This window comes from Mesorhizobium sp. AR02, assembly GCF_024746835.1.
Lineage (GTDB): Bacteria > Pseudomonadota > Alphaproteobacteria > Rhizobiales > Rhizobiaceae > Mesorhizobium.
Map to the genome: position 1 here is coordinate 4,781,499 of NZ_CP080531.1, position 25,970 is coordinate 4,807,468.

Consider the following 25,970-nt stretch of genomic DNA (forward strand, 5'->3'; position numbering starts at 1 on the left):
CTCCAACAAAAAGCCGGGCGGGCGCCTGCGTTTACCGGACCGCAGACGTGATGCGCTGACCCTTGGCGTTGAACAGATGCAACTGGGTCAGGTCCGGCGCCAGGAAAACGCGCTGACCCGGCATCACGGAAATCCGCTCGCGCAGCAGCGCGCTCAGCGTGTTGTTGCCGGCCTTGGCCATGACAAGGGTTTCCGCGCCCGTCGGCTCCACCACCTGGACCACGGCCGGCACGCCGCTGTCGGAGAGCCTGAGATGTTCGGGCCGGATGCCCCAGGCCAGTGCGCTTTCGCCCTGTTCCAACACCGGCAAAGGAAACACCGTGCCGTCGCTGGCGGCAAAACCGTCCGCCGTGGTGCGGCCCTGCAGGATGTTCATCGACGGCGAGCCGATGAACTGGGCGACGAACAGATTGGCCGGGCGGTCGTAGAGGTCGAGTGGCGCGCCGACCTGTTCGACGATGCCGCCATTCATGACGACGATCTTGTCGGCCATGGTCATGGCTTCAACCTGGTCGTGAGTGACATAGACGATGGTGGTTCCCAGGCGCTGGTGCAGCGCCTTGATCTCGGTGCGCATCTGCACGCGCAATTTGGCGTCGAGGTTGGAGAGCGGCTCGTCGAACAGGAAGACCTTGGGATCGCGCACGATGGCGCGGCCCATGGCGACACGCTGGCGCTGGCCGCCGGACAGCTGGCGCGGGTAGCGCTCGAGCAGGTCTTGCAGTCCGAGGATCGTCGCTGCACGCATGATCTTGGCGTCGATCTCGCTTTTGTCGGTCTTCTTCAGCGTCAGCGCGAAGGCCATGTTCTCACGCACCGTCATATGCGGGTAGAGTGCATAGTTCTGGAACACCATGGCGATGTCGCGCGACTTCGGCGCAACGTCATTGATGACCTTGCCTTCGAGCGCGATCTCGCCGGCGCTGATGTCTTCCAGCCCGGCGATCATCCTCAGCAAAGTCGACTTGCCGCAGCCGGACGGGCCGACGAGGATGACGAATTCACCTGACGCGATGTCGACCGACACGCCGTGGATAACCCGGGCCTTGCCATAGGCTTTCTCGACATCAGATATGGTGACCGCACTCATTCGTGTTTTCCTTAGAAAGAGACCTTGTCGCCGCCCTTGAGCTGCAAGATCTGCCGTGCCTCGTCAGGGGTGGCCACCGAGGCGCCGAGCCCTTCGATGATCTGGCGCACCTTCTTCACCTGCTCGGCGTTGGATTTCGCCAGCTGGCCCTTGCCGATCCACAGCGAGTCCTCCAGCCCGACGCGCACATTGCCGCCGAGTGCAATCGCCTGGGTGGCGATCGGCAGCTGGCTGCGGCCGGCGCCCAGCACCGACCAGTGGTAGTCCTGTCCGAACAGGCGGTCGGCGGTGCGCTTCATATGCGCGACATCTTCCGGATGGGTGCCGATGCCGCCCAGTATGCCGAACACGCTCTGGACGAAGAATGGCGCCTTGACCAGGCCGCGCTCGACGAAATGGGCGAGCGTGTAGAGATGGCCGATGTCGTAGCACTCGATTTCGAAACGCGTGCCGTTTTGCGCGCAGGTGCGCAGGATGTGCTCGATGTCGCCGAAGGTGTTGCGGAAGATGCGGTCGCGCGAGCCTTCGAGATAGGGCCGTTCCCAGTCATGCTCGAAGGTCTTGAAACGCTCCAGCATCGGATAGAGGCCGAAATTCATCGAGCCCATGTTGAGCGAGGCAACTTCCGGCGCAAAGGTCGCCGCCGGCTTGACCCGCTCCTCGACGCTCATCGTCGCGGCACCGCCGGTGGTGATGTTGATGACGCAGTCCGAGCGCTGCTTGATCACCTTCAGGAAGGGCGCAAAGGCCTCGGTCGACTGGTCGGGCCGGCCATCGGCGGGATTGCGCGCATGCAGATGGACGATGGCAGCGCCGGCCTCGGCCGCGCCGATCGCGGCATCGGCGATCTCTTGCGCGCTGACCGGCAGATGCGGCGACATTGACGGCGTGTGGATCGAGCCGGTGACGGCGCAGGTGATGATGATCTTGTTCTGGTTCGCCACTTGAAAGAATCCTTGTCTATTTAACCGTGCTATTTGACCGCGCCTTATTTCACCGCGCCTTGGGTGATGCCCGAGATGAACTGCTTCGACAGCACGATGTAGAGCAGGGTGATCGGCAGTGCCGCCAGCGTCAGCCCGGTGAACAGCACGCCCCAGTCGGTGGTGAATTCACCGACGAAGACGGTGAGGCCCTGCGGCAGCGTCTTGAGATTGTCCGAGGTGATCAGCACCAGCGGAAAGAAAAAGTCGTTCCAGATCGGCACGGCGTTCTGGATGGCGACGATGACCAGCGCCGGGCGCGCCAGCGGCAGCATGATCGAGCGCATGATGCAGAATTCGCTGGCGCCGTCCATGCGCGCCGACTCTTCCAGTTCGCGCGGCAAGGTCCGGAGGAAGCCGGTCATGATGAACACCGCCGAGGGAATGCCCATGGCGACATAGACCAGCACCAGGCCGGCATAGCTGTCGACCAGGCCAAGCGAGTCGAGTTGGATGAACAGCGGAATGATCGCCAGCTTCAGCGGCACGGTCATGCCGCTGAGGAAAAACATCAGCACCAGCGCGCTCAGCCTGAACTGGTAGCGGGCAATGGCATAGGCGGCCATGGTGCTGAACAGCAGGATCAGGGCGAGCGCGGCCATGGTGATGCCGACGGAATTGGCGAGGTAGCGGACGAAATTGGTTTCGTTCCACACCCGTTCGGCATTGGCCAGCGAGAAGTGCGCCGGCAAGGCGAAGGGCGAGCTGAAGATCTCGGCGTTGGTCTTGAAGGACGACATCACCATGACGAACAGCGGATAGATCATGATGACGGCGTTGATCGCCAGCATCAGCTGGATGGCGCCGTTCTTCAGCAACTCGGCGGGTTGTCCGGTGCGGGTTGTCGCGCTCACAGTTCGATCTCACGGCGGCGCAGGTAGCGGAGCGCGATTGCGGTGACGCCGGCAACGATGATGAACATCATCACGGCCAGCGCGCTGCCCTGGCCGAAATCCTGGATGCCCGTCGTCGTCGAGCCGAAGGCGGTGCGGTAGAAATAGAGGCCGAGCACGTCCGTCGCGCCGCCGGGTGAGCCGGTGAGGCCAGCCATTACATAGGGGATTTCGAACCAGTTGAAGCTGCCGATGAAGGTCAGGATGGTGACGATGGTGACGCTCGGCGCAATCAGCGGCCAGATGATCTTCGTCATCAGCACATAGTCGCCGGCGCCGTCGAGACGGGCGGCTTCGATCACTTCCTTGCTGACACGCTGCATGCCGGCCAAAAGCACCAGGGTCGGGAAGCCGAGCCAGTGCCAGACATTGGCGAACAGGATGCTGCCGAGTGCTGTGTGTTCATTGCCGAGCCACGGAATGGCGCCGATGCCGACAAGCGCCAGCGTCTGGTTCACCAGTCCGAACAGCGGATGCAGGAACAGTTTCCACAGGAAGCCGACGATGACCGCCGACAGCACGACGGGTAGAAAGACGATGACCTGGTGGATGCGGTGGCCGGGCAGCGCCTTCAGCAAGGCATAGGCGAGCAGGAAGGCGGTGCCGTTCTCGAACACCATCAGCGCCACGAAGGCGATGATGTTGTGCTTCAGTGCATTGTAAGTCCAGTCGCTATAAGGCTGTTCAAACAGCACCTTGCGGAAGTTTTCGAAGCCGATGAATCCGGTCGGCTGCAAGCCGTTGAACTCATAGAAGGCAAGGCGGAAGGCCGAGAGCAGCGGCCAGAGCACGAACAGCACCATGACTACCAGGGCCGGTGTCAGCAGGGACGCGATCCAGAGTGACCGGCGCCACGGAAAGGCTTTTGTGGTGTGGCGCCGGCCGATGTTCATGTCACTTGCCCTGGAAAGGCTTGTACCATTTGGCGAGGCCGCTGGTCAGGTCGGCCGCCAGCTGGTCCGGGGTGATCGAACCCGACATCATCTTGGTGATGTCGCCCTGCAGCAGCTCCGATCCCGTCGGCTTCTCGAAACGGAAGTAGACGACATTGATATGCGGCATGGCGGTTTCGTTCAACTTGGCGACGTGGGCGAGAAGCTCGTCCTTGATGACGACGCCCTTGATGGGCGAGATGTTGCCGAGCAATGCCGAGAACTTGTCGCCGAACTCCTTGGTGCCCATCCAGTTGACCAGCTTGAGCGCCGCCTCCTTGTTGGCCGACTTGGCGTTGACGGCATAACCGCCGTCGAAGAACTTGGTCACCTGCGGCACATCGCCGGCCTTGGCCATTGGCGGGGCGACGAAGTCCATGTTGATGGCCGGGTTCTGGGTGCGGTAGCTGGCGATATCAAAGCTGCCACCGGCCAGCATCGCCGCCTTGCCGCTGATGAACAGCTGGCCCGCAGTGTCGTAGTCGATGCCTTCGAAACCGGGAGGCATGTAGTCGCGCAGTTCGAGCAGCTTGCCGAGTGCCACGACATAGCGCGGATCCTTGAAGGTGGTCTTGCCCGATGTCAGGTCGCTGACAAAGTCCTGGCCGAGGAACGGGTTGGTGAAGATGGCCACGAACATCTCGTTGAACCAGCTGGTGCCCATGCCGTTGGCGAGGGGATAAATGCCCTTGTCCTTCAGCGCCTTGCTGACGGTGATGAACTCATCCCATGTGGTCGGCGGCGTCAGCCCGGCTTTTGCAAAGACGTCCTTGTTGATGAACAGCCCGAGCGTCTGCGAAGCGAAGGGCAGGGAATAGACCTTCTTGTCGGCGCGGTAGGTGCCGGCCACCAGCGCATCGGCGGGCTGGTTGGCGAGCGAAGGCACCGTGGTCAGATCCTGCGGCTCGAAATAGCCCGCCTTCACGAACTGCTCGAGCCAGCCATAGGCGTGGGTGTGGATGACGTCGCCGCCCTTGCCGGCGGCTAGCGCCGTCGAGACGATGGTCGGATAGTTCTCGTCCGGGAACGACTCGAACTTCACATGGATGTCCGGGTTGGCCTTGGTGAAATCGGCGAAAAGTTCGTTGTAGGCGGCCTTGTCTTCCTGGCGCCAGGTCCAGAACGAGATGTCGGTGGCGTGCGCCACGCTGGCTGCCAATCCCCATGCGAAAGACGCGGCCACGAGGGCCAGCCCAATCCTTCTCCTGCTCATGTTGCAATCTCCCAATCGCGCTTGATGCGCTTTTTACGACGATTATCAAATCATAGTTCTTGCCGTCTGGGAAGATAGTTTGTAAAGTTTCCTAACTAATGTGGATTGGACGCGGCAACCCGGCTTCGTCCTGGCTTGCGCGGTGGATGTCGGTGACCCAGAAAATCATTGCAGGCGTGGATATAGGCGGCACCAAGACGCGTATCGTTGCGTGCCAGGGCGAGCACACGATCGCCGACGAGGTGCTGGTGACGGAGAGCTGGCGCATTCGCCAGATGGAGACCGATGCCGAGACGCTGGCCGGGATCGTCGCCGGATTGTGCGGTGGCGTCGCGCCCGCTGCGCTCGCGGTCGGCGCGCATGGCTGCGACACGGACGAACAGTGCCAGCGGTTCCAGGCGCTGCTCTCCGCCCGGACCGGCGGTGCGGTGCAGGTGGTCAACGATGCCGAACTGATGGTGCCTGCCGCCGGCCATGTCGATGGCATCGGTGTCGTCGCCGGCACCGGCTCCATCGCGGTGGCGCGCACGGCCGATGGCAAGATGCTGGCAGCCGGCGGCTGGGGCTGGATCCTCGGCGACGAGGGCAGCGCGCCGGCATTGGTGCGCGAGGCCGCCAAGGCGATCCGCCACAGCCTCGACCGGGGCCACGATGGCGATCCGCTGATTGCCGCGCTGATGCGCGAACTCGATACCGACGACCAGACCAAGCTTGGCATCCTGCTCAACGAAACGCGTGGTGCCGCGGTCTGGGGCCGCTATGCCAATGCCGTGTTCGACGCGGCGATCGCCGGCTCGGCCCTCGCCATCCGCGTCATCAGGGAAGGCGGGGCAGGGTTGGCCGCGCTGGTCGAACTCCTGATCGAACGCGGCGCCAATCCCGCCCTTGTCGTGGCCGGGGGCGGTGTCATCTCGGAGCAGCCGATGCTGATGACGGCATTTGTCGAGGCCATGGCAAAGGTGTCGCCGTCGAGCCAGGTGCTGCTGCTGCGCGAACCGCCGGTGCTGGGTGCGGTCGCCTTGGCCAGACGGCTGCTGGTCGGTCAAGGGCAGTCGTCAGAAATTGGAGCCATTTGAATGATGAAGCGTATCGGCTATCGCCCGGCGGTGGCGCGCCAGACGGAAAGCCTCGAAATCGGCAGGCGCTCGGTGGCCGCGGCGCTCGACGGTCTGGATCTTAGAGCTTTTGCCGGCAAGACGATCGGGCTTGCCGGCATCGGCGCCAGCTACCAGGTGGCGCTGGCCGGCGCGCTTTATCTACGTGCCTCCGGCATCGGGGCCTTCGCCTATACGCCGACCGATCTCTATGGCCGGACCGATGCCGCCGCCGATGCCTTCATCGCGCTGTCGGCTTCGGGGCAGAGCCGCGAGATTTCCGATGTCATGCGCGAGGCGTCGGGCTCGCCACGCCTGGCGGTCTGCCGTGGCAGTGACAATCCGCTGGCTGATCTGACCGGCGCGGTGCTTGCCACGGATTCGGGCGCCGACAATGGCGCCAGTTCGACCGGCTATACCGGGACCTTGCTGGCGCTTGGCATGCTGATCGACAGGCTTGCCGGCAACAGTTTCGACTGGGCGCGTTTGCCCAGCGCTGTCGCGACCGTTCTCTCTGGTGCGCAACAGGCTGCCGGCCAAGCGGCCCGGCTGCTGCAAGGCAGAACATCCATCGATATTGTCGGCGCCGGTGTCGGTTTCGCCAATGCCGGCGAGGCGGCGATGCTGATCCGCGAGGCCGTTCGGGTGCCGGCATCGGGATGGGACACGCTGAACTATCTGCACGGACCGATGGAATCGCAGGATGCGGCAAACGGATTGATCGCTATCGGTGACGGCCGCGAGGTCAAGATCGCGCAAGATGTTGCCGCCCTCGGCTGTCCCTCGGTGCTGGTGACGCGGCGCGGCGATGTCGCTGCAGCCGACAGGCTGGTGGTGATCTCCATTCCGGCGCTCGGCAACATCATCGCCGATGCCATACTGGAGATCATCGCCATCCAGCTCATTGTCGGCGACATGCAGGACGCGGCCGGCCTCACCGACATCGTGTTCCGCTACCGCCAGACCGATATCAAGCTGAAGCCGTGGTCGCCGACCGAAGTCTGACGTCCTTGTCCGGACATCGTGAAAATTGCCAAACCGGTCAGCAATGGGGCATTGAGGACAGGATGCGGCTTTGAGTCGTGGCGGCGCTTGCGCTTCACCGACCGGAGACAGGATTTCAGGGCAAAGGTCGAACGGCTGAGATGGCGGCTGCGGAAATCCCCAATCTGACCGACAGCGCCCGGGCCGTGCTGCGCGTGCTCGCCGCGCAGGGGCCGGTGACGCGGCCGAAGCTCGGCGCCATGCTTGACCTGTCGAAGCCGACCATGTCGGCGGCGGTGTCGGAGCTGAGCGCGCTCGGCCTCGTCGCTTCGCGTGGGATTGAGCGCGGCGCCATTGGCCGCACGGCGACGATCTACGGCATCGGCCCGGGCGCCGGCTACGCGATCGGCATCGATGTCGGCGCCGCCCAGGTGCGCGCGGTCGCCTATTCGATGGATGCTGAGAAGCTGGCGTCGGCGGAAGAACCGATTGCGGAAACGATAGTCGGCGATGCCGATGAGGTCGGTGCTGTCGTGCTGTCGGTGGCGCGTGCCACCATGGGTCGGGTGGCCAAGAGTTTTCGCGCGCTGCGCGCCATTGCGGTGGCTGTGCCGCGCATCGTCTCCAACGATCGCTTCGACCGGCCCGGTGGGCCGTCCGCCGTGCTTGGCCTGCTGCGCCGCAGTATCGAGGTGCCGATCATCCTGGAAAACAACGTCAACTGCGCGGCTATCGGCGAGATGCACTTTGGCGCCGCGCAAGGCCACCAGACCTTCGCCTTTCTGCAGGTTGGCGTGCGGGTCGGCCTCGGCTTCATCACCGAGGGACGCCTGTTTCGCGGCGCCGGCGGTGCGGCCGGCGAAATCGGCCGTATGCCGTTTCCATGGTCGGCCAGCGAGACGCCCTATCGTGAAGGGCTCGAACATTATCTCGGCTCGCGGGCGCTGATCGAGCGCTGCCGTGTCGACTGGCCGGCGGGGGAAGGCGCGCCGCCCGACTCGGCCAAGGATCTTTTTGCGCGCGCGCTTGAGGGCTCACCGCCGGCGGTAGCGGCCGTCGCGCGGCATGCTGCCGATATCGGCAGGCTGGCGGCCGGCTGCATCGGCATGCTCGACCCCGGCCTGATCGTGCTTGGCGGCGGTGTCGGCAGAAACCCGCTGATGACGGAAAACGTCGAGCACGTCGCGGCGGAACTTGCATGGCCGACACGGATCGCCGTCAGTTCGCTGGAAGACAGCGGCACGGCGCTTGGTGCGATGAAGCTGGCCGTCGACTACAGTCTCGGACTGATGCTGCGCGAAGGCCGCCATCCGGCCGTCGTGCTGCCGCCGCTATCGGAGCTGCAGCGGGACGACGCAAAGGACGCTTGATGTGGCAGCGTGAAGGAGCGCCGCTTCATCCGCGCCGACCGTTTCGCCGGGCTCGACGACGCTGTCGACATCTCAATCAAGAGGGGCATACAAGCGACGAGCAGGTCGAGAAGATTTTCGGATGGATTACAGCCTTGGATCGATTGGCTCGCTCTCCAGCGCGAGGACACCGAAAACACACTCGTGAACATGCCGTAGCGGCTGCCTGGCGACAAACCGCTTAAGCGCCTCGTGACCGAGCGCGAACTCCCTGAGCGCCAGACTGCGCTTGCCACCCAAGCCTCGTTCCCGCAGGCGCACGAGATTGTCCGGTGCGTCATATTCGGGGCCATAGATGATGCGCAGATACTCCCGGCCGCGCACCTTCAGCGCCGGTTGGATGAGCCCCTTCTTGTTCCGGCTGACGAAGTCGCGCGGCTTCACCACCATGCCTTCGCCGCCCGAGCCGGTCAGCGTCTCCCACCAGGCGACAGCCTCCGCACAAGCGCTGGCGTCGGCCAGATCAACCACCCGCCACTGTGTTCGCGTTACCACGCCGTCGCCGGCAGCCAGACGCTCTGCAAGCGTCATGTGCCAGACGTGGTCCTGATCGAACCAGACACGTCCCTCACTGGCGAGCAGGTGGAACGGCGCGACCTTCAGGTCGTCGATGCCCGAGACCGGCCACACATAAGGCGCCCAGGTGGTGGCGTATCTGGCCGCCCGCGCGGCGCGGTCCTCAAGGCGAGCGTCGAGCGCGGCCGCATCGACGCCTCGCGCCGCCGCGCGGGCCAGCGCATCGCGGCTGGCTTGGAAGCCGGCGGTAGCAGACGTCGCCACCGGGGCGTACTGGCTTTCAATCAGGCTGCCGGCCTTGGCCGACCAAGGCATGATCTCGGCGTCCAGCAGCAGCCAGTCGCTGTTCAATTCCTTCCATAGATCCGCAGCGTCGACGCTGGCGCGCAGGCGGGCGAGCAGGCCCTCCGTCATGCCGGTATCGTTGAAAAAGGCGCGTCCGGTCCGGGTCCAGATCGCGCCCGTATCGTCGCCCGGGACCCCGAACCGGTCGCGCGCCGTTTGCGTGTTTCGGCACAGCGCGATGACTGCCCGCGAACCCATGTGCTTCTCCTCGCACACGATCTGGGCGACGCCACGCTCTCGGAAATGGGCGAAGGCTTCCTCGGGGCGCTCCAGCCAGCCGCTTTGGCTGCTGGTCTCGGATGGCGACATCGTCGGCGGCAGATACATCAGCCACTGCGGCGACAACGCGAAGCGGCTCATCACCTCAAGTGCCGCCGACGCGTTCTCCTCGGCCACGACGACCCGGCCCCTCAGTTCGGTCTCGATCCAGCGCCGCCCGGAGACATCCTGATAATCGAGCACGCCGTCGGCGTCGGCCTGTGCCGATTTGCCCAGACCGGAGGACCCACCGAGCGGACGCATCGGTTCGGACCAGGTCTGGATTGCCGGGACGTCGACCAGTTCGCGTTCCGGCCAGCGCAAAGCCGTCAGCTTGCCGCCGAATACGCAGCCTGTGTCGATACACAGGGTGTTGTTGACCCACTCGGCCGACAGAACCGGCGTGTGCCCGTAGATCACCGCCGTCTTGCCGCGATAGGCTGCTGCCCAATCGGCACGGACGGGCAGGCCGAATTCGTCGATTTCGCCCGTGGTTTCGCCATAGAGGGCGAACTCGCGCACAGCGCCGGAGCCGCGTCCGATCATCTCTTCCTTGAGGCCGGCATGCGCGACGGCGAGGCGTCCGCCGTCCAACCAGACGTGGCTGCGCAGGCTGTCAAGGAAGGTCGGCAGCGCCTCTCGCAGGCCGCGGTCCTGAGCGCCCAGCTGATCGATGGTTTGCTGCAGGCCGTGGGCGATCGTCACCTTGCGGCCTTCCAGCCAGCGGCTGAGTTTGCGTTCGTGATTGCCCTGGACACAGTAGGCGGTTCCGGCCGCGACCATGCTCATGGCGATGCGCAAGGCGTCGGGCACGTTGGGACCGCGATCGACAAGGTCGCCGACAAAGACGATCTTGCGGCCTTCCGGCGGCGTCACGGTGACGGCTCGTTCGCCCTGATCTTGGGACCAGGCGACGCTGTAACCGAGTTGAGCGAGCAAGGCCTGAAGTTCGTCGGCGCAGCCGTGGATGTCGCCTATGATGTCGAACGGACCGTGGTCGTCGCGCTTGTCGGTCCACAATGGCTGGCGCGGGACCCTGGCCGCGTCGATACTGGCCTCGCTGGTAAGCTTCCAGACCTGACGGAAACCTTCGCGTTGCAGGCCGCCGAGGCCCTTGCGGATTTCGGTCGTCATGCGCTGGACCACGCCGGCACCGAATGGCCGGTCGGGTCGCAACGCGTTGCGAGCGACGCAAACGTCGACACCGGGATCGATGACCACGGCGACCGGCAAGGCGTGCCACTTGCGCGCCAGTTCGATCCAGGCCTTGCGGTCAGCGGCTCGCACGTTGGTGGCGTCGATGACGGCCAGCTTGCGGTGCTTGAGTCGTTTGCCGGCAATCTCGCGCGCCAGATCGAAGGCGTCGGCGGAGACATCCTGATCAGTCTCGTTGTCGCTGACGAGCGCGCGGCAGCGATCCGAGGAGATGATTTCGGTCGGCAGGAAGTGCCTGGCGGCGAAAGTCGATTTGCCTGATCCGGTCGAGCCGATCAGCATGACGAGGGCGAAGTCAGGGATGGTGAGGTCGGTCTTGTCGGGTTCTCTCATCGCGTGAACACCGCCATTTGCGTGGGCGCACCCAGCGCGGAGTCCTCGGCTCCGATGCCGCTGAAGGTGGCGCCATAGCCATAGGTCTCGCCGATCTCGGTCGCCCAGGCTTCAAAGCGAACACGGCTCCATTCGAAACGGTGATCGGGATGGCGGAAAGCGCCGGGGGCCAGATTGGGGAACAAAGCGTTGTAGTCAGCGTTCGGAGTGGTCACGATTACGAACTTGGGCGCCGTCTCACCGAAGACCACACGTTCGATCAAGGGCAGCCTGTCTTCGTCGAGATGTTCGATGACCTCGACCAACACGGCAACGTCAGCTTCTGCCCAGCGACTGTCGCGATATGTCAGCGATCCATGCAGCAGCGTGACCCGACCCTCGGGCGGTCCGCCGAACTCGTTCAGCTTGAGAGCTTGGCAGCCCATTCCAGTTCACGAACTGCGGGGTCGAGTCCGAACAGCTTGTGAACCCATCGCTCGCGCACGAGCCGATAGAGCAGCTTGCCCTCGCCGCATCCCAAATCTGCAACACTGGTCCCGCCGGTCGTACGAATGGCCTTCACCACAGCGTCCATGCGAAGGTCATTCAGCCGGATGGGCGCCTCCAGCGCTTCCTCGGGCGCAACCCGGGCTTCGGGAGGCAGGGCCTCACCGGCCGTCTCGGGGGCCAGTCGCTCCAGGGCGATGCGGGCCAACGCGCCCCGGTTGCGCAGATAACGGCGCACGATCAGGTCTTTGGCCGGGTGGTTTTCCAGCCAGCCTTCGCCTTTGGACAGCAGCTTGTCGATCTCGGCCTCGCCAACCCAGTAGTGCTTGGCGTCGTCCATCACCGGGATCAGGACATAGAGATGGTTGAGCAGGCTGCTCAGCTGGCCGGTGCCAGTCAGCCTCAGGCGACCGTATCGGGGGGCGCCTGCGCCAGATCCAATAGTTTCGATCGGCGTCAGGTCGACGGTCCATCCCAGGGGTTCGAACAGACCTCGCACCAGAGCCTCGCCGCCGCGCATCGGCAGCGGGGTCACCACGGCTTCGAGCGGCAGGTCGCTGTCGGCCAGTTGCTGGCGCTCCTTTGATATGCCAGTCATCGCGGTCCGCAGTGCCTTGTTCAATGCCACCGACAGGAAGGACGATGCCGCATACGGGCGGTCGTTTACATACTGGTCCAGCAAGCCTTCTGCCTGACCCTTGCCCCGCACGAGCCCTATCGGGTCGACGTCTAGCAGAAGCACAGCCTCGCAACGCTCGTCGGTCGCTTCCGGATAGAACAGCCAAGCCTTGCCGAAGGATAGGTCAGTCTCGTGCAGACGTTCGGGGTGCTTGTGCAGCAAGAAGCCGAGATCTGTGGCCGGACGATGCGTTGTGGCGACGGAAAGGAACATCTGCGACCGATAACGCAGACAAGCAGAATAACCAATGGCGTTGCGCGGCAATCTATCCAACGCAATACACCCATTTTCCATACGCAACCTGTCGCGCCGCTTGCCGAGCAAAAGGCAGGCGCTGACGCGCCTGCCTCAGACCGCTGACAAACCCCGTCGATTTTCGGCGGGGTTTTTCTTATGGGGTTGGTGGGTCAGGATTTTCGGCCGTCAGCAGCGTTTGTCAGGGTTGCCTGCCTCATGCGAGGCGGGGTTTTGGCCTTGGGCTGAGGGCCAGGGCGATCTTCTTCATGTTCTGGGCTGCGGCGGCGATCAGACACTGGCAGGCTACCCTGGTGAGACTTCGGAACCGGGCATAGCGGTGGCCGTGCAGTTGCTTGGCGTCGGCGAAGGAGCGCTCGACAGTTTCCTTGCGGCGGCGGTAGACGGCCTTGCCCCACGCCGTCAGCCGGTTGGCGTCGGTGCGTTCCTTGGCATCGGCCCAGACGTGGCGGATGATGGTGCGCTGGGCCTTGGCATTGGTGGTGCAGGAAGCGAGCAGTGGACAGTCGCGGCAGATAGCGGGGGCGCTCTTGTAATGGCGGTAGCCATTGCGGTCGGTGGTCGCGTAGGCCAACAACTGGCCCTGTGGGCAGCGATAGCCATCGGTCTCGGGCTCATGGGTGAAGGATGACGGTCCCATCATGCCAGGCTTGGGCGGTGTTGGGCGGCGATAGCCGGTGACGCCGCGTATTGCGCGATCCTCCAGCCCTTTGGCGATGCCGGCCGTGGCATAGCCGGCGTCCAGCCCGACAGCGCCGACATCAAAGCCGAAGCGCTCCACCTGGCGGTCGAGCCGCGACAGGTAGACCGTAGAATCGTGGACGATCGCTGTCGTGTGCGTGTCGGTGATGATGGCGTGGGCCGCATCCACCGTGCGGTGGTCGAGATAGAAGAAGCCCTTCGGTTTGCCCTCGCGCACCATGTAGCCGCTGTCGGGATCGGTGCGCGATACCTTCGTCTCCTTCACCGCGGGCTGGCGTTGCTTCTCCTTCAGCGGCTTCTGGCCGTGCAGCCCTCGTTCGGCGTCGATCGCACGATCGAGGTCGGCCCAATAGTCGGCCCGCGACTTGGCGATCATGGCAAGATCGTATTTGCCCTTGTTGGCGTTGGCCTTCAGATGGGTGGAGTCGGTGTAAAGCACCGTGCCATCGACAAGGCCCGCTCGGATCGCCTGCTCGACGATACGGTCGAAGATCGCCTGCGACACGCTGGTGTCGTCGTAGCGTCGACGCCGGTTCTGCGACAGCGTCGAGGCGTCGAACACCTTGTCCGTCAGTTTCAGCCGCAAAAACCAACGATAGGCGACATTGACCTCGATCTCGCGCACCAACTGCCGTTCCGAGCGAACTCCAAACAGGTAGCCGATGAACAGCGCCTTGAACATCAAGGTCGGATCGAGCGGCGGCCGGCCATTGTCCGGGCAATAGAGTGGCGCCGTCAGATCGTGGATGAAGGAGAAATCGATCACACGGTCGATCTTGCGCAACAGGTGATCAGCCGGAACCAGCTGATCCAGCGTTACCATCTCAAGCGCGGTCTGTTCAGGGGCGGGTCGCTTCAACATGACCCAGTGAATCAAAAACCCCCGGCAAATGCCAGGGGTTTGTCAGCAGTCTGAGGCAGGCGCTGACGCGCCTGCCTTTTTCAATTCAGGTGGGGTGAGCGCGGCAGCCTCACGCGGCAGCAGCGACCTGCTGGCTGGCCACCACGGCGTCGACCTTGGCGGTCGCCTTGGCGAGTGCGGCGGTCACCGCGTCAGGGCCCATGCCCACGCCTTCGATGCGGATGACGTCGACATCGGTCATGCCGAGGAAGCCGAGCACGCCGCGCAGATAGGGAATGGCGTGATCGAACTGCACGGCCGCACCTTCGGAATAGATGCCGCCCGAAGCCAGCACGATATAGACCTTCTTGCCGGTAACGAGGCCCTTGGGGCCGCTTTCGCCATAGGCAAAGCTCTTGCCGGAGCGGGCGACGTGATCGACCCACGACTTCAGCGTCGAGGAGATGTTGAAGTTGATGAAGCCGGTGGCGAGGATCACCGTGTCGGCGGCGAAGAGCTCGTCGAGCACGACGTCGGAGACGCCGACGACTTCAGCCTGGCGCGGGGTGCGGGCTTCGGCCGGCGTGTAGATGCCGGTCGAATAGTCGGCATCGATATGCGGCAGCGGGTTGGCGACGAGGTCACGCACGACGAGCGTGTTCGACGGATCGGCGGCGACGAGCTTTTCGGCGAATTCGGTGGCGATGCGGGTCGAGTGCGAGGCAGCGCCGCGCGGGCTCGAAGTTACAAGAAGAATGGACATAGCGGGTCTCTCCAGTGGGATTTGAATTGTCCCGCCAGATATGGGGCTATCGACCCATTCGAAAAACTGGCATATTTTCTATACGATCCATCTATAATCTGGATAAGGTTATGCAGCCCAATCCGACACTCGACCAACTTCAGATATTCGTGACGGTTGCCGAAACCGGCAGCTTCTCGGCCGCCGGCCGCAAGCTCAACCGGGCGCAATCCGTCATCAGCTATGGCATCGCCAATCTCGAGGCGCAGCTTGGCCTAAAACTGTTCGAACGCGAAGGCACGCGCGAGCCGCAGCTGACCGAGATCGGTCGGGCGATGCTGGAGGACGCGCGGCGCATGATCGGCGTGCTGCAGCGCATCCGCTCGCGCGTCGACGGCCACCATCAGGGGCTGGAGGCCGAGGTCGCGCTGTCGGTCGACGCAGCGTTGCCCTCGCCGGTGCTGGTGCGGGTGCTGAAGGCGTTCGAGGCGCAGTTCCCCACCGTGATGCTGCGCCTGCATATCGGCACGCTCGGGCTAATCCCCGATCATGTCGTCAGCGGGCAGGCCGATCTCGGCATTGGCGGCTTGCTGGGCGAGGTCCACGACGTTCACCTTGTGCGCATCGGCTTCATGTCGATCGTGCTGGCCGCCGCGCCCACCCACCCGCTGGCGTTGCTGCCGAAGCCGGTGGCGATCGAGGATGCGCGCGAGCACACCCAGCTTGTCGTCACCGACCAGTCCGAACGCACCAAGGGACGCGACTTCGGTGTCTTCGCCTACCGAACCTGGCGGCTGACGGATGTGCGAACCAAGCATATTTTGATGCGCGAGGGGCTGGGCTGGGGCGGCTTGCCGCGCTGGCTGATCGCCGACGACCTGGCCAGCGGCCGGCTGGTGGAACTCGACCTCGAACCTTTTCGCGAGGTGAAGTCGCCGATGTTTGCCATGTATCGCAACGACAGCAGCCCGAAGCCGGCGGCGGCCTGGCTGATCGAACGGTTCAAGCGCGGGCTCGGCTGCTTCAACGAGTTCGAGCCGGGCGAGGTGCCTGAGGACGACCCGGAGACAATCCGTCAATCAGCGCCATGAGAACGGCACGGTAATCCTCGGCCGGCGCGCCGGCCTCGATGGCGAGTGCGGCGCGGTCGAAGGCGGAGGCAAGCAGCGCGGTCAGTGCCTCCGCCGGCAATCTCGTCATCCTATTGGCCCGCATCGCCGCGACCAAGCCCTCGCGCAGTGACCGGTTGCCGTGGCGGTTGTCGATCGCATCCATGGCGGCGCGGCCAAGCACGGCCGGCCCGTCGAGCAGCAACAGCCGGGTGCGGCCGGGCACGCGCATGGCGGCGAGATAGGCGTCGGAGCCGGCGATGAGCGCATCGCGGGCTTCGAGCGAGGGTGGCGAAGCGCGGTCGATCTCTTGCGCCACCGCCTGGGCCTCCTGCTCGACCACGGCGGCAAACAGCGCCTGCTTGTCGGCAAAATGGTGATAGAGCGCGCCGCGCGTGACGCCGGCCGCAGTGACGATCTCCGGCGTGCCGGTCTCGGCATAGGATTTTTCGGTGAACAGTTTTCGCGCCGCCGCGATCAGGTCGGCGCGCGTCGCCTCGGTGCGGTCGCGGTTGGAGCGGCGCGCGGATTCCTGTTGCATACATGCAGCCTGTATGTTAATTCGATTTACATACAGACTGTATGTTATGTCCAGGGAGAAAGAAAGATGAAGACCACGAGCTATTACCCGGTGCTGATGACCGGCGACGTCGCCGGCACTGCGGCCTTCTACGTCAAGCATTTCGGCTTCCAGCCGCTGTTTGAAAGCGACTGGTACGTGCATCTGCAATCGGTGGACAACAAACGCGTCAACCTCGGCATCGTCCAGGGCGACCACGAGACGATCCCGGAAGAGGGGCGGGGGCGCACGTCAGGCCTGCTGATCAATTTCGAGGTCCGCGATCCCGACGCGGTCTATGAGCGGATACTTGCCGACGGCCTGCCGGTGCTGCGCACGCTGCGCGACGAACCCTTCGGCCAGCGCCATTTCATCACCAGGGATCCGAATGGCGTGCTGATCGATGTCATCAAGCCGATCCCGCCCGGCGAGGCGTTTCTGGCGCAGTATGCCGAGGGGGGTGCGGTGGCTTGAGGTCAATATTCGAAGCTGCGATGGCCGACGCGCCTCCCAAACCTGTCATGTCACCAAACCGTGTATATTAGCAATGTCTTGCTCATGGATAAGGTGATTGTCTGCCTTGTCTAAAGGGAGGGAAAGCCATGTTTAGAACAGTTTCTGTTGCAGGCCTTGCCGCCGTCGTCGGTCTCTTCGCCATCGGACCGGCGGATGCGAAAGGCGGTCACTCGATGCATACCGCGTCGCCTTGCGCATCCGACTATAAACGGCTGTGCTCAACGACACCTGTAGGCAAGGCTGCATCGTGCCTAAAGAAGCACATCAGCGAGTTGAGCCCTGCCTGCAAGGCAAAATACAAGAAGTAACCCGTCAACCAGAAGCAGGGTATTCCGCCGCTTCGAGCCTCAGCTTCGCGCCACCGGCGTCACCGTCACCTGGCTGACGCCGGTGCGCCGCACCACCGTGCAAAGCGTCTCGCGGCCGATGCGTTCGGCGTCGAGCATGCGCACGAGGTCGTCGACGCCGGTGACTGGGCGGCCGTCGATGGCCGCGATGATGTCGCCTTCCCTGAGACCGGCCTTGGCCGCCGGGCCATCCTTCTCGACGCTGCGCAGTCGCACGGCCGTGCTGGTCGATACTTGCGACAGGAGTGCGGCCCGGCGCGGCAGATTGGTGGTGTCGGCCGACACACCGATGAAGGCGCGGCGGACGCGGCCGAAGCGGATGATTTCCGAAATGACGAAATTGGCGGTGTTGGAGGCGACCGCGAAGGCAATGCCTTGCGCGCCATGGATCATGGCGGTGTTGACGCCGATGACCTCGCCGGCCGACGACACCAGCGGACCGCCGGAATTGCCGGGGTTGAGTGCCGCATCGGTCTGGATGACGTCGTCGATCAGCCGGCCGGTCGAGGCGCGCATGGAGCGGCCGAGCGCGGAGACAACACCTGATGTGACCGTCCATTCGAAGCCGAGCGGGTTGCCGATGGCGATGGCGATCTGGCCACGCCGCAGCCGCTTGGAATCGCCCAGCGGCGCGACATCGGCAAAGCTGCCGTCGGCGCGCACCAGCGCGATGTCGGTGTCGGGATCGCGGCCGAGCACGCGGCCCTCGCTGGAAGCACCGTCCGGCATCGAGACGCGCACCGTCCTGGCGTCGCCGACGACATGGAAATTGGTGACGACCAGCCCGTCCGGGGCGATGACGAAGCCGGAACCATGGCCGCCCTGGCCGCCAATGCGCTCGATGCGGCAGACGGCCGGGCCGATGCGGTCGACCGCGTCCGCCACCGTCGTCGAATAGGCATCGAGCAACGTCTCGTCAGATTGGAACTTTTGGGCGGCAAGGGCCATGGTCGGGCTCCGTGTTTTCAGGCGTAACGATGACTTTTCTCTTGTGCGTGTCGTTATCCCAAAACCGCTGAGCACTTTTGGGCAACACGCACTATATGTGCGGAGCGGCTGGAACCGCCGCGACCTGACCAGATGGCCAGTCAAACCAGCAACTAGCCGTCAGGCGAGTACCTCCGGGCACGCTGCCGAGCGATATCTGGGGCATGAGAAAACCCAGGAGATATTCATGAGCGACTTCAATCTGAATGCATTTTCGCAGGCGATCGCCGATCTCGCCGCCAAGGCGGCGCCGGCAACGGCAAGCTTCGCCACGCATCACCATCGCACGGCAAGCGCCTTCCATTGGGGTGACGGCTATTTCGTCACCGCCGAGGAGGCTGTCGAGGCCGGCGAGGAGATCGAACTGACGCTGGCTTCGGGCGAGACGGCAAAGGCCGAACTGGTCGGCCGCGATCCGTCGACGGGTGTTGCGCTGCTGAAGCCCGCGGATGCGGCTACCGTGCCTGTCCTTGCCAAGGCCGATGCCGTTCGGCCGGGCAACATCGCCATTGCCATCGGCAACAGCCAGGGCTCGGCGCTGGCGGTGTCGGGCTCGGTCGGCGAAGTCGGCCCGGCCTGGCGCTCGATGCGCGGTGGCACCATCGACCGGCGAATCAATCTGGCCGTCGGCGCGGGCGGCCGCTTCGAGGGTGGCCCGGTGCTGGACGCCAAGGGCGCGCTGATCGGCATGCTGTTGTTCGGGCCGCGTGGCCGTGCGCTGGTCATGCCTTACGAGACGATCGAGCGGGCGGTGGCGACACTGCGCGAAAAGGGCCATGTCGCGCGCGGCTATCTCGGCGCCGGCCTGCATCCGGTGCGTGACCGCGACGCACGTGGCGCGATGGTGATGAGCCTCGACGACAATGGCCCGGCCAAGGCTGCCGGCCTGTCGCTGGGCGACATCATCGTGGCGTGGAACGGCGAGGCCGTGCACGGCCCGCGCGACCTGATCCGCCGGCTCGGGCCTGACAGCGCCGGGGTTTCTGTAACCCTTGGCGTGGTGCGTGGCGGCGAACAGCGCGACGTGACATTGACCATCGGCGAAAAGCCGCTGAGCTGAGGATTGATGGAAACGCTCGCCGGCGATCGGATCATGAGCAACAGTGCCGCCTCGCGGCGGCTGGTGGTGCTGATTGCGCTTGGCGATGCCGCGCGCGCCGAGCGCCTGGCAGCCACGCTTGCCGCCAGTGATGACCTGTTGCCGGTGGTGGCCGGCGGCGGCAGGGCCGACGTCGCCATTATCGACGACAGGAGCGGCGATGCCGTGCCGGCCTCCGTGCCGCGGGTGCTGCTGTCGGGACGCGCCGGCGGCGAGCGGCCGGTCGGCGAGGTGTTTGCCATAATGCCCGCGAGCGCGGACGATCTGCTGATCGCCGCGGCGGCGAGGCTGGCGGCGGCCGGCTATCGCGTCACGGGCGAGGGCAGAAGCGGGCGCCACGAGGATTTCCATGCCGGCGAAAGCGAGCCGTTCGAGGACGAAGTCTTGGACGAGCATGCCGTGCGCCCAATGCTGTCGCCGCGCGAGGCGGAAGTGCTGGCACTGCTGGCCGAAGGCGCGCCCAACAAGGTGATCGCACGGCGGCTGAACATTTCCGTCCATACGGCGAAGTTCCATGTCGCCGCGATCCTGATCAAGCTGGGCGCCGCCAATCGCACGGACGCCATTGCGATCGCGATGCGGCAGGGGCTGGTGCTGGTTTAGGAAAGCTTGGGTTCTCGCCCCCGCAAAGCGGCTACGGAATGCACACATCTCTGAGTTCCCAGCCTTTTGCGATGGCACGGAAGTATTCGAGGCCGTGTCGGAAGGTGATGGGACCAGGTGGTTTGGAGGAGGGATAGCCATTCCAGCCGCCAAGGCGGGCAATGATCCAGGCGGCCCATGCGAGACTGTGCCTTGGGTGCGGGTTGTTTTGCAAGGCAGTGCGACCTTGATAGCTGGCATCGAGGCTGTCGAGCACGGCGATGTCGGAAGTGCTGAAGGCATTGGCGGCGTGTTCGCCACCAATGCCTTCGCGGGCCTGGACGAGTTGCAGGATAACCGCCGCAGCCTTGGTGGCGATGGCGGCGAGCTTGACCAACACCTCGGCGCTGGCGAGTTGGCTGTCCTCGAGGCGCAGGCCATGCGTCTTCATCAGACGGAACAACTGCTCGATGGTCCAGCGCCGCCTGTACCAGTCGACGATCTGCCAGGCGGCGGCGACGTCGCTGATCTCATGGGTGGTGAGCAGACGCCAGTGCACTGGCTCGGCCGCGGCTGGAGGACCAAGTTCGACGACTTCGACAAGGTTCAGCGTCACGGTCTTCGGCAAATCCCTGGCGCCGGGATTGTCGGGACGGCACACCTCGACCTTGCTGAAGCGCAGGCTCACCTGGGTGCTGCGTGCCGCCCGCTTGTGCGTGGCCAACAACTCAAGCCTGCGCGCGGCCACGAACGGCAGCGCTGCCGTCACGCTCGACAAAGTACCGCCGCCCGCTACGGCACGATCGTGCATCACACGCGTCAAAAGGTGGACATTGCCGCCGGGCAGTGTCGCCCATTCGGCATAGATGTCGCTCTCGCGGTCGGCCACGATCGTAACAGTGGCGGCTTTGGCCAGCACGCTTCTGGCCTGAAGGGCCGTGTCGATCCAGCGGCGCGATTCCTTGTCCTTGAGCGAGCGCTTGGCGTGCGGTGTCTCGACCCGGCCCTTGCGCGTGTAGACGCTGCCGGCCACCAGCCCCAGACAACCGCCGCTCACCGCATCGATGGCCACCATCGCATGCACCAGCACGCCGCGCCCACCACCTTTGCCGATCTCACCCAGGCCGCGTCGCCGCTCGGGCGTGGTGGCAAAGGTGATCTCGCTGGTGTCCTGGATCGCCAACACATGCCGCTCGGCGGCCGCAGACACCGTCTGTTCGCTCCAGCCTTGGATCAACCGCTCGATCGTCACCTTGTCATTGGCCAGCAGGCGATGGAACCCGACCTCCTGCGCCCGCCGGCCCTCGCCAAGCCGGCGCAGGCAGATATCTTGGCGCGCAACCATGCGGTCGAGCAGCATCGCCCCCTTTTGTCGAGGCGCAAATCCCCGAAACGGCCCAGCGACGGTTGCTCAACAAGCATGCGACACCTCGAATCAAGCAAAGTGCCTGATACAGAATCACGCCGAAAGCCGAGACCGCCAGCCCTCCTCAAGCCGAGAGTCAATCCGCCGCACCCCACTCCTAGATGTGTGCATTCCGTAGCGCAAAGCGGGGGAGAGGTGGCCGCGCAGCGGACGGAGAGGGGGCAGCGCCAGCGAGCGAAATTGGCTGCCTTCAGAGTACATTGAAAAAGTAGCGCAGGGTCGCGTGTAATCCCCCTCTCCGTCTCGGCTTCGCCGAGCCACCTCTCCCCCACATCCGTGGGGGCGAGGAACCCAAGTTCTGCCAGACCCTCCCCAACGTCACTATGGTTTCCTGGCGCAAGCTCTTGTATCCGGCAGCGGCGCGGGCAAGGATTGCGTTAAAGAGACAATTTACGCGGAGGAAAAATGTCGCTCAAGGGAAAGACGCTGTTCATCTCCGGCGGGTCGCGCGGCATTGGGCTGGCGATCGCGCTGCGCGCTGCGCGTGACGGCGCCAATGTGACGATCGCCGCCAAGACCGCCGAGCCGCATCCGAAGCTGCCGGGCACGATCTACACCGCCGCTGAAGAGATCGAGCAGGCGGGCGGCAAGGCCTTGCCTGTGCTGTGCGACATCCGTGAGGAGGCGCAGGTCGCCGAGGCGGTCGCTAGAACCGTCGAGAAATTCGGCGGCATCGATATCTGCGTCAACAATGCCAGCGCCATCCAGCTCACGGGCACGCTGGAGACCGACATGAAGCGCTATGACCTGATGCACCAGATCAACACGCGCGGCACCTTCCTGGTGTCCAAAATGTGCATTCCGCACCTGAAGTTAGCCGACAATCCTCACATCCTGAATCTGGCGCCGCCGCTCGACATGAAGGCCAAATGGTTCAAGAACCATGTCGCCTACACCATGGCCAAGTTCGGCATGTCGATGTGCACGCTGGGGATGAGCGCCGAGTTCGCCAAGGATGGTATCGCGGTCAATTCGCTGTGGCCGATCTCGACCATCGACACGGCGGCGGTGCGCAACCTTCTGGGCGGTGCGACGGTGGCGGCGATGAGCCGGTCGCCCGACATCATGGCCGATGCCGCGCATGCCATCTTCATGCGGCCCTCGCGCGAGACATCAGGCAATTTCTACATCGACGAGGAGGTGCTGCGTGCCGAGGGCGTCAGAGACTTTTCGGTCTACTCGCCAGGTGCGACAGGGCCTCTAGCCGGCGACTTCTTTGTGCCGGACGAGGTGTTTGCCAATTCCGATACGAAGATCAGGCAAACGTTCTAGCGTTTCGGGAAGGCCCGCATATTGGCCGCGTTGTCGACTGCATCATTTGCGAAATGCAATCCAGGCGCCCCAGAACAGGCTTGAGAAAAAGCGCTGCGGCCTAGTGGAGCCTGCCGCCGAAAGCAAGTCGAACACGGCGTCTTCCGATTGCGGCGGATCGGCGCCTTGCAGGATCTTGCCGAGTTTTGCCTCGATGTCGGCTGGGGTTGCCCCATTCATGCGCCAGCGCTGAGCCCAGGCCGCCATCATCAGCGGTTGCGACGCATAGGCATAGTGATTGCCGGCAAGGATCAGCGGCGCATTCTTCTTCAAACGCGCGGCAATGTCGCCAAGGATGGCCTGCTTGGCTTCATGACCAGGCAAATGGTGCAGCACACCGATCAGTGTTGCGGCATCGAATGGCTGGTCTGACGCAATTCCTGTGGGAAAACCGCACACACTTTTCCTGGAATTTCTCTGGTCGGTGATCAGGCCGTATTTCAGCCACGCCGACGCTTTTGGCAAGATAGCAAAAAAGCCCCGCCGGAGAGGGCCGGCGGGGCTCAATGCATCCCGCTGGAGTCGGGATGGGGCAGGGAACGCCCAGACCAGAATCTGGGGTGTGTGCGCCCGCGATTCAATGAGCCGGCTCTAATGCCGGTACAAATCTTGTTGACCCGGGGCATGTGGTCCGCACTCCGTCCCATCCCGGTTGACCGGGATGGGCTTTGCTTGCCGACTTGATTCCAGAAGCCACTTCAAGCCTCTGGAAAGCCAAGTCAATTGTTGCTGGCGACGGGCGCCACCAGCGACGTGATGCGGCGGATGGCGACACGCCGGTTCTCGCGGTTGGGTGCCTGCGTGTTGATCTTCAGATACTCTTCGCCATAGCCCTGCGTCGTCAGGTTTTCCGGCGGGATGCCGAAGGCATTGGTCAGCGCTTCGGCAACCGCTTCGGCGCGACGGTCCGACAAAGCCAGATTGGCCTCCGGCTTGCCGACGGCATCGGTATGGCCTTCGATCAGGAAGGTCTCGGCCGGGTTCTTCTTCAGCAGTTTCTCCATGGCATTGGCGACGCCCTCGAGCTTCTGCACCTCGGTGTCGGAGATCGATGATGAGCCGAATTCGAAGTTCAGCGTGTCGAGGTCGACGCGGCGTGCGATGTCGCGTACGCGGGCCGAACGCTTGACCTCGTCGATCGAATAGAGGCGCTGGACCCTCTCCACCGGCGGCTGGTCGAGGAAGGTGTAGTAGTCGTCGGGACTCTGCACATCCTCCGAATTCAGGATGTAGTCGCGGCGTGGGATGGTCAGCCGCATCGGCGGCAGGTCGTCGCCGGGATCGCGCCAGTCGCCCTCATCCTGATAGTTCCGCTCGTCGACATAGCTCAGCACATATTCGCGCCCGTCCGGCGTGATGCGCGAACGCTGGATGACATCGCCGTAGCGGTTGCGGATGGTGACGATCTGCACGCCATTGTCGCGCTCGACCGTCTCGCGTGTACGGCCTTGTGGGAGGTCCTCGTAGTAGACGTCCTTGGCACCGCGATTCATGCGCGAGCCCTCATTGCTCTGGACGATCGTCTGGCCGCCGAGCTGAATGATGACGCGGTCGCCGATCTCCTTGAGGACGTCGACACCCTTGGGGCGACGGCGGTCACGGATGTTCTCGTCGGGCGCACGGTCGAGGCGCTTGCCCTTTTCCTCTGTCACCGGGACGATCTTTTCGGGCTTGATTTGCTGCTGCGCGGCCTTGTCGTCGGTGGGCGGCGGACCCTGGTCGACCGGAGCGACCACCGGCTTCTGGCCCTGGTCGCCGCCTTGCTGGGCGTTCTGGCCACCATTCTGCTGCTCGCCGTTCTGGCCGGCCTTGTCGCCATGCTTGCGGCCGCCAGCCTTGCGCTCGGCGTCCTTCTGGCTGTCAAGGAGAGGGGCAGCGTTCTTATCGGCGGGTGCTTCGCCCTGTACGGGATTTTCGCCTTGGACAGGCGCGGCCTTGCCGCCATTGGCCGGCTGTTCGCCGGTTGCAGGTTTCTCGCCATTGGCCGGTTGCTCGCCCGTCACGGGTTGCTTGCCGGTCTGCGGCTGCTCACCATTGACCGGTTGCTTGCCGGTGGCAGGTTGCTCGCCGTTCGCGGGCTGTTCGGCCACCGGTTTCTTGCCATGCTTCTTTGTCTTGTCCTGGGGCTGCTCGCCCTGGATCGCCGGCTGTTCGCCGGCAGGTGCCGGTTCAACCTTCGGCGTCGTTGCTTCGCCGGCCGGAGCTTCCTTCGGCGTGGGGGCGGCTTCCGGCGTCACCGCCGGGGCAGCAGGCGCCTCCTTCTGCTGGTCCTGCTTGTGTTTCTTGCCCGGCTTGACTGGTTGGTTGTCGTTGGCGGGCTGTGTCTCACCAGCGGGAGCCTGCTCGGTGGGGGTTTCGGTCTGCTGCTGCTGGTCGCGCTTCTTCTTGCGCGGCTGCTGCTGGTCGGCCGCGGGAGCGGCCTCGCCGGCCGGTGCCTGCTCGGTCTGCAGCTGCTGGTCGCGCTTCTTCTTGCGCGGCTGCTGCTGGTCGGTTGCGGGGGCGGCCTCGCCGGCGGGTGCCTGCTCGATCTGCTGCTGCTGATCGCGCTTCTTCTTGCGCGGTTGCTGTTCCGGCTGCGCCTGCTGGTCGGCGGGGGCTTGTTCGGTCTGCTGTTGCTGATCACGCTTCTTGCGTGGCTTCTGCTCGCCCTGCGCAGGTTGCTCGGCTGGCGCCTGTTCGGTCTGCTGCTGCTGGTCACGCTTCTTGCGCGGCTGCTGCTCACCTTGCGCCGGCTGCTCCGCCTGGGCGGGCTGCTCCTGCTTTTTCTTCCCTTGCTTCTGCGCGCAGGCTTCGGCCGATTCGCCCTCGGCGCAAGCGGCTTGCGCCAAAGTGAACGGGGCTGACGTGCGCTGGGCCGGGCCGAATGCGGCATTGCCTTGCAGCGGGTACGCGCCCAACGGCGCGGATGCCATCAACAGGCCAAGTGCGGTGCCTGCCAGAATCCGTGGTTGGCGTTTCATCGAAAACTCTCCTTGTGGGGTCCCATCCTTGCCGAAACCGTTCTTAGCCCGATTGGTTCCAGTTTGGTTGGGATAGATGCCGTACGGGGCGATTGGTCGGCCTT

Annotated in this window: 23 protein-coding genes and 1 pseudogene; 9 read left to right on the forward strand and 15 right to left on the reverse strand. The window is 64.3% G+C overall.

Features of this window, described 5'->3' with window-relative positions:
* Nucleotides 1–31: 31 nt before the first annotated feature.
* Genes DBIPINDM_RS27310 through DBIPINDM_RS27330 form a run of 5 tightly spaced genes read right to left on the reverse strand, consistent with a single transcriptional unit; the run spans nt 32 to nt 5,111 of the window.
* On the reverse strand, nt 32–1,090 hold the full coding sequence (locus DBIPINDM_RS27310) for an ABC transporter ATP-binding protein (protein ID WP_258582102.1): 1,059 nt from the start codon (nt 1,088–1,090) through the stop codon (nt 32–34).
* A gap of 11 nt (nt 1,091–1,101) precedes the next feature.
* A complete protein-coding gene (locus DBIPINDM_RS27315; RefSeq protein ID WP_258582103.1) occupies nt 1,102–2,034 on the reverse strand; it encodes a 3-keto-5-aminohexanoate cleavage protein in 933 nt (310 codons plus the stop codon).
* Nucleotides 2,035–2,078: 44 nt separating this feature from the next.
* The gene (locus tag DBIPINDM_RS27320; protein WP_258582104.1) at nt 2,079–2,927 is read right to left on the reverse strand and encodes a carbohydrate ABC transporter permease; all 849 of its coding nucleotides are present in this window, start codon (nt 2,925–2,927) and stop codon (nt 2,079–2,081) included.
* Nucleotides 2,924–3,859 (reverse strand): carbohydrate ABC transporter permease, encoded by a 936-nt coding sequence (locus DBIPINDM_RS27325; protein ID WP_258582105.1) that lies wholly within the window; start codon nt 3,857–3,859, stop codon nt 2,924–2,926. Before DBIPINDM_RS27325 ends, DBIPINDM_RS27320 begins: the two co-directional genes overlap by 4 nt.
* 1 nt (nt 3,860) lies before the next feature.
* Nucleotides 3,861–5,111, reverse strand: coding sequence for an extracellular solute-binding protein (locus tag DBIPINDM_RS27330; RefSeq protein WP_258582106.1), 1,251 nt, complete (start codon nt 5,109–5,111; stop codon nt 3,861–3,863).
* Between the two features lie 146 nt (nt 5,112–5,257).
* Between DBIPINDM_RS27330 and DBIPINDM_RS27335 the strand changes: the two genes are divergently transcribed.
* The 4 genes and pseudogenes from DBIPINDM_RS27335 to DBIPINDM_RS27350 all read left to right on the forward strand — a co-directional run.
* Complete coding sequence (locus DBIPINDM_RS27335) at nt 5,258–6,187, forward strand: BadF/BadG/BcrA/BcrD ATPase family protein (protein ID WP_258582107.1); 930 nt, start codon at nt 5,258–5,260, stop codon at nt 6,185–6,187.
* Entirely contained in the window at nt 6,188–7,210 is a 1,023-nt protein-coding gene (locus DBIPINDM_RS27340) for an SIS domain-containing protein (protein ID WP_258582108.1), read from the forward strand. It abuts the gene before it with no gap.
* Between the two features lie 140 nt (nt 7,211–7,350).
* Nucleotides 7,351–8,559: an ROK family transcriptional regulator gene (locus DBIPINDM_RS27345; protein ID WP_258582109.1), complete on the forward strand. Its 1,209-nt coding sequence runs from the start codon at nt 7,351–7,353 to the stop codon at nt 8,557–8,559.
* Nucleotides 8,560–8,562: 3 nt separating this feature from the next.
* Nucleotides 8,563–8,681, forward strand: a pseudogene (locus DBIPINDM_RS27350) (HlyU family transcriptional regulator); the annotation flags it as partial.
* Between the two features lie 4 nt (nt 8,682–8,685).
* Here DBIPINDM_RS27350 and DBIPINDM_RS27355 read toward each other — a convergent pair.
* The 5 genes from DBIPINDM_RS27355 to DBIPINDM_RS27375 all read right to left on the reverse strand — a co-directional run bounded on the left by DBIPINDM_RS27355 (nt 8,686) and on the right by DBIPINDM_RS27375 (nt 14,991).
* A complete protein-coding gene (locus tag DBIPINDM_RS27355; RefSeq protein ID WP_258582110.1) occupies nt 8,686–11,265 on the reverse strand; it encodes a polynucleotide kinase-phosphatase in 2,580 nt (859 codons plus the stop codon).
* Nucleotides 11,262–11,573, reverse strand: coding sequence for a hypothetical protein (locus DBIPINDM_RS27360; RefSeq protein WP_258582111.1), 312 nt, complete (start codon nt 11,571–11,573; stop codon nt 11,262–11,264). Before DBIPINDM_RS27360 ends, DBIPINDM_RS27355 begins: the two co-directional genes overlap by 4 nt.
* A 92-nt stretch (nt 11,574–11,665) precedes the next feature.
* The gene (locus tag DBIPINDM_RS27365; RefSeq protein ID WP_258582112.1) at nt 11,666–12,694 is read right to left on the reverse strand and encodes a 3' terminal RNA ribose 2'-O-methyltransferase Hen1; all 1,029 of its coding nucleotides are present in this window, start codon (nt 12,692–12,694) and stop codon (nt 11,666–11,668) included.
* A 187-nt stretch (nt 12,695–12,881) separates the two neighbouring features.
* Complete coding sequence (locus DBIPINDM_RS27370; protein WP_258581702.1) at nt 12,882–14,249, reverse strand: IS1182 family transposase; 1,368 nt, start codon at nt 14,247–14,249, stop codon at nt 12,882–12,884.
* A gap of 109 nt (nt 14,250–14,358) precedes the next feature.
* Nucleotides 14,359–14,991, reverse strand: coding sequence for an FMN-dependent NADH-azoreductase (locus DBIPINDM_RS27375; RefSeq protein WP_258582113.1), 633 nt, complete (start codon nt 14,989–14,991; stop codon nt 14,359–14,361).
* Between the two features lie 110 nt (nt 14,992–15,101).
* Between DBIPINDM_RS27375 and DBIPINDM_RS27380 the strand changes: the two genes are divergently transcribed.
* Nucleotides 15,102–16,061: a LysR family transcriptional regulator gene (locus DBIPINDM_RS27380; protein WP_258582114.1), complete on the forward strand. Its 960-nt coding sequence runs from the start codon at nt 15,102–15,104 to the stop codon at nt 16,059–16,061.
* Here the strand turns inward: DBIPINDM_RS27380 and DBIPINDM_RS27385 are convergent.
* Nucleotides 15,994–16,620, reverse strand: a complete 627-nt coding sequence (locus tag DBIPINDM_RS27385) for a TetR/AcrR family transcriptional regulator (protein ID WP_258582115.1) — start codon at nt 16,618–16,620, stop codon at nt 15,994–15,996. The two genes, DBIPINDM_RS27380 and DBIPINDM_RS27385, sit on opposite strands and share 68 nt — an antisense overlap.
* 66 nt (nt 16,621–16,686) lie before the next feature.
* Between DBIPINDM_RS27385 and DBIPINDM_RS27390 the strand changes: the two genes are divergently transcribed.
* Nucleotides 16,687–17,112: a VOC family protein gene (locus DBIPINDM_RS27390; RefSeq protein WP_258582116.1), complete on the forward strand. Its 426-nt coding sequence runs from the start codon at nt 16,687–16,689 to the stop codon at nt 17,110–17,112.
* A 389-nt stretch (nt 17,113–17,501) separates the two neighbouring features.
* On the opposite strand, the gene DBIPINDM_RS27395 is transcribed toward DBIPINDM_RS27390, so the two are convergent.
* Nucleotides 17,502–18,449 (reverse strand): S1C family serine protease, encoded by a 948-nt coding sequence (locus DBIPINDM_RS27395; protein WP_258582117.1) that lies wholly within the window; start codon nt 18,447–18,449, stop codon nt 17,502–17,504.
* 226 nt (nt 18,450–18,675) lie between these two features.
* Here DBIPINDM_RS27395 and DBIPINDM_RS27400 point away from each other — a divergent pair, with 226 nt between their 5' ends.
* Both DBIPINDM_RS27400 and DBIPINDM_RS27405 read left to right on the forward strand, forming a co-directional pair.
* On the forward strand, nt 18,676–19,548 hold the full coding sequence (locus tag DBIPINDM_RS27400) for a S1C family serine protease (protein WP_258582118.1): 873 nt from the start codon (nt 18,676–18,678) through the stop codon (nt 19,546–19,548).
* A gap of 6 nt (nt 19,549–19,554) precedes the next feature.
* Nucleotides 19,555–20,190: a helix-turn-helix transcriptional regulator gene (locus DBIPINDM_RS27405; RefSeq protein WP_258582119.1), complete on the forward strand. Its 636-nt coding sequence runs from the start codon at nt 19,555–19,557 to the stop codon at nt 20,188–20,190.
* 31 nt (nt 20,191–20,221) lie between these two features.
* Here DBIPINDM_RS27405 and DBIPINDM_RS27410 read toward each other — a convergent pair whose 3' ends face one another.
* Nucleotides 20,222–21,529, reverse strand: a complete 1,308-nt coding sequence (locus tag DBIPINDM_RS27410; protein ID WP_258582047.1) for an IS4 family transposase — start codon at nt 21,527–21,529, stop codon at nt 20,222–20,224.
* 471 nt (nt 21,530–22,000) lie between these two features.
* Between DBIPINDM_RS27410 and DBIPINDM_RS27415 the strand changes: the two genes are divergently transcribed.
* Entirely contained in the window at nt 22,001–22,867 is an 867-nt protein-coding gene (locus tag DBIPINDM_RS27415) for an SDR family oxidoreductase (protein WP_258582120.1), read from the forward strand.
* A gap of 42 nt (nt 22,868–22,909) precedes the next feature.
* On the opposite strand, the gene DBIPINDM_RS27420 is transcribed toward DBIPINDM_RS27415, so the two are convergent.
* Together DBIPINDM_RS27420 and DBIPINDM_RS27425 are read right to left on the reverse strand one after the other, a co-directional pair.
* Nucleotides 22,910–23,371 (reverse strand): class I SAM-dependent methyltransferase, encoded by a 462-nt coding sequence (locus DBIPINDM_RS27420; RefSeq protein ID WP_258582121.1) that lies wholly within the window; start codon nt 23,369–23,371, stop codon nt 22,910–22,912.
* A gap of 254 nt (nt 23,372–23,625) precedes the next feature.
* The gene (locus DBIPINDM_RS27425) at nt 23,626–25,866 is read right to left on the reverse strand and encodes an OmpA family protein (protein ID WP_258582122.1); all 2,241 of its coding nucleotides are present in this window, start codon (nt 25,864–25,866) and stop codon (nt 23,626–23,628) included.
* Nucleotides 25,867–25,970: the final 104 nt, after the last annotated feature.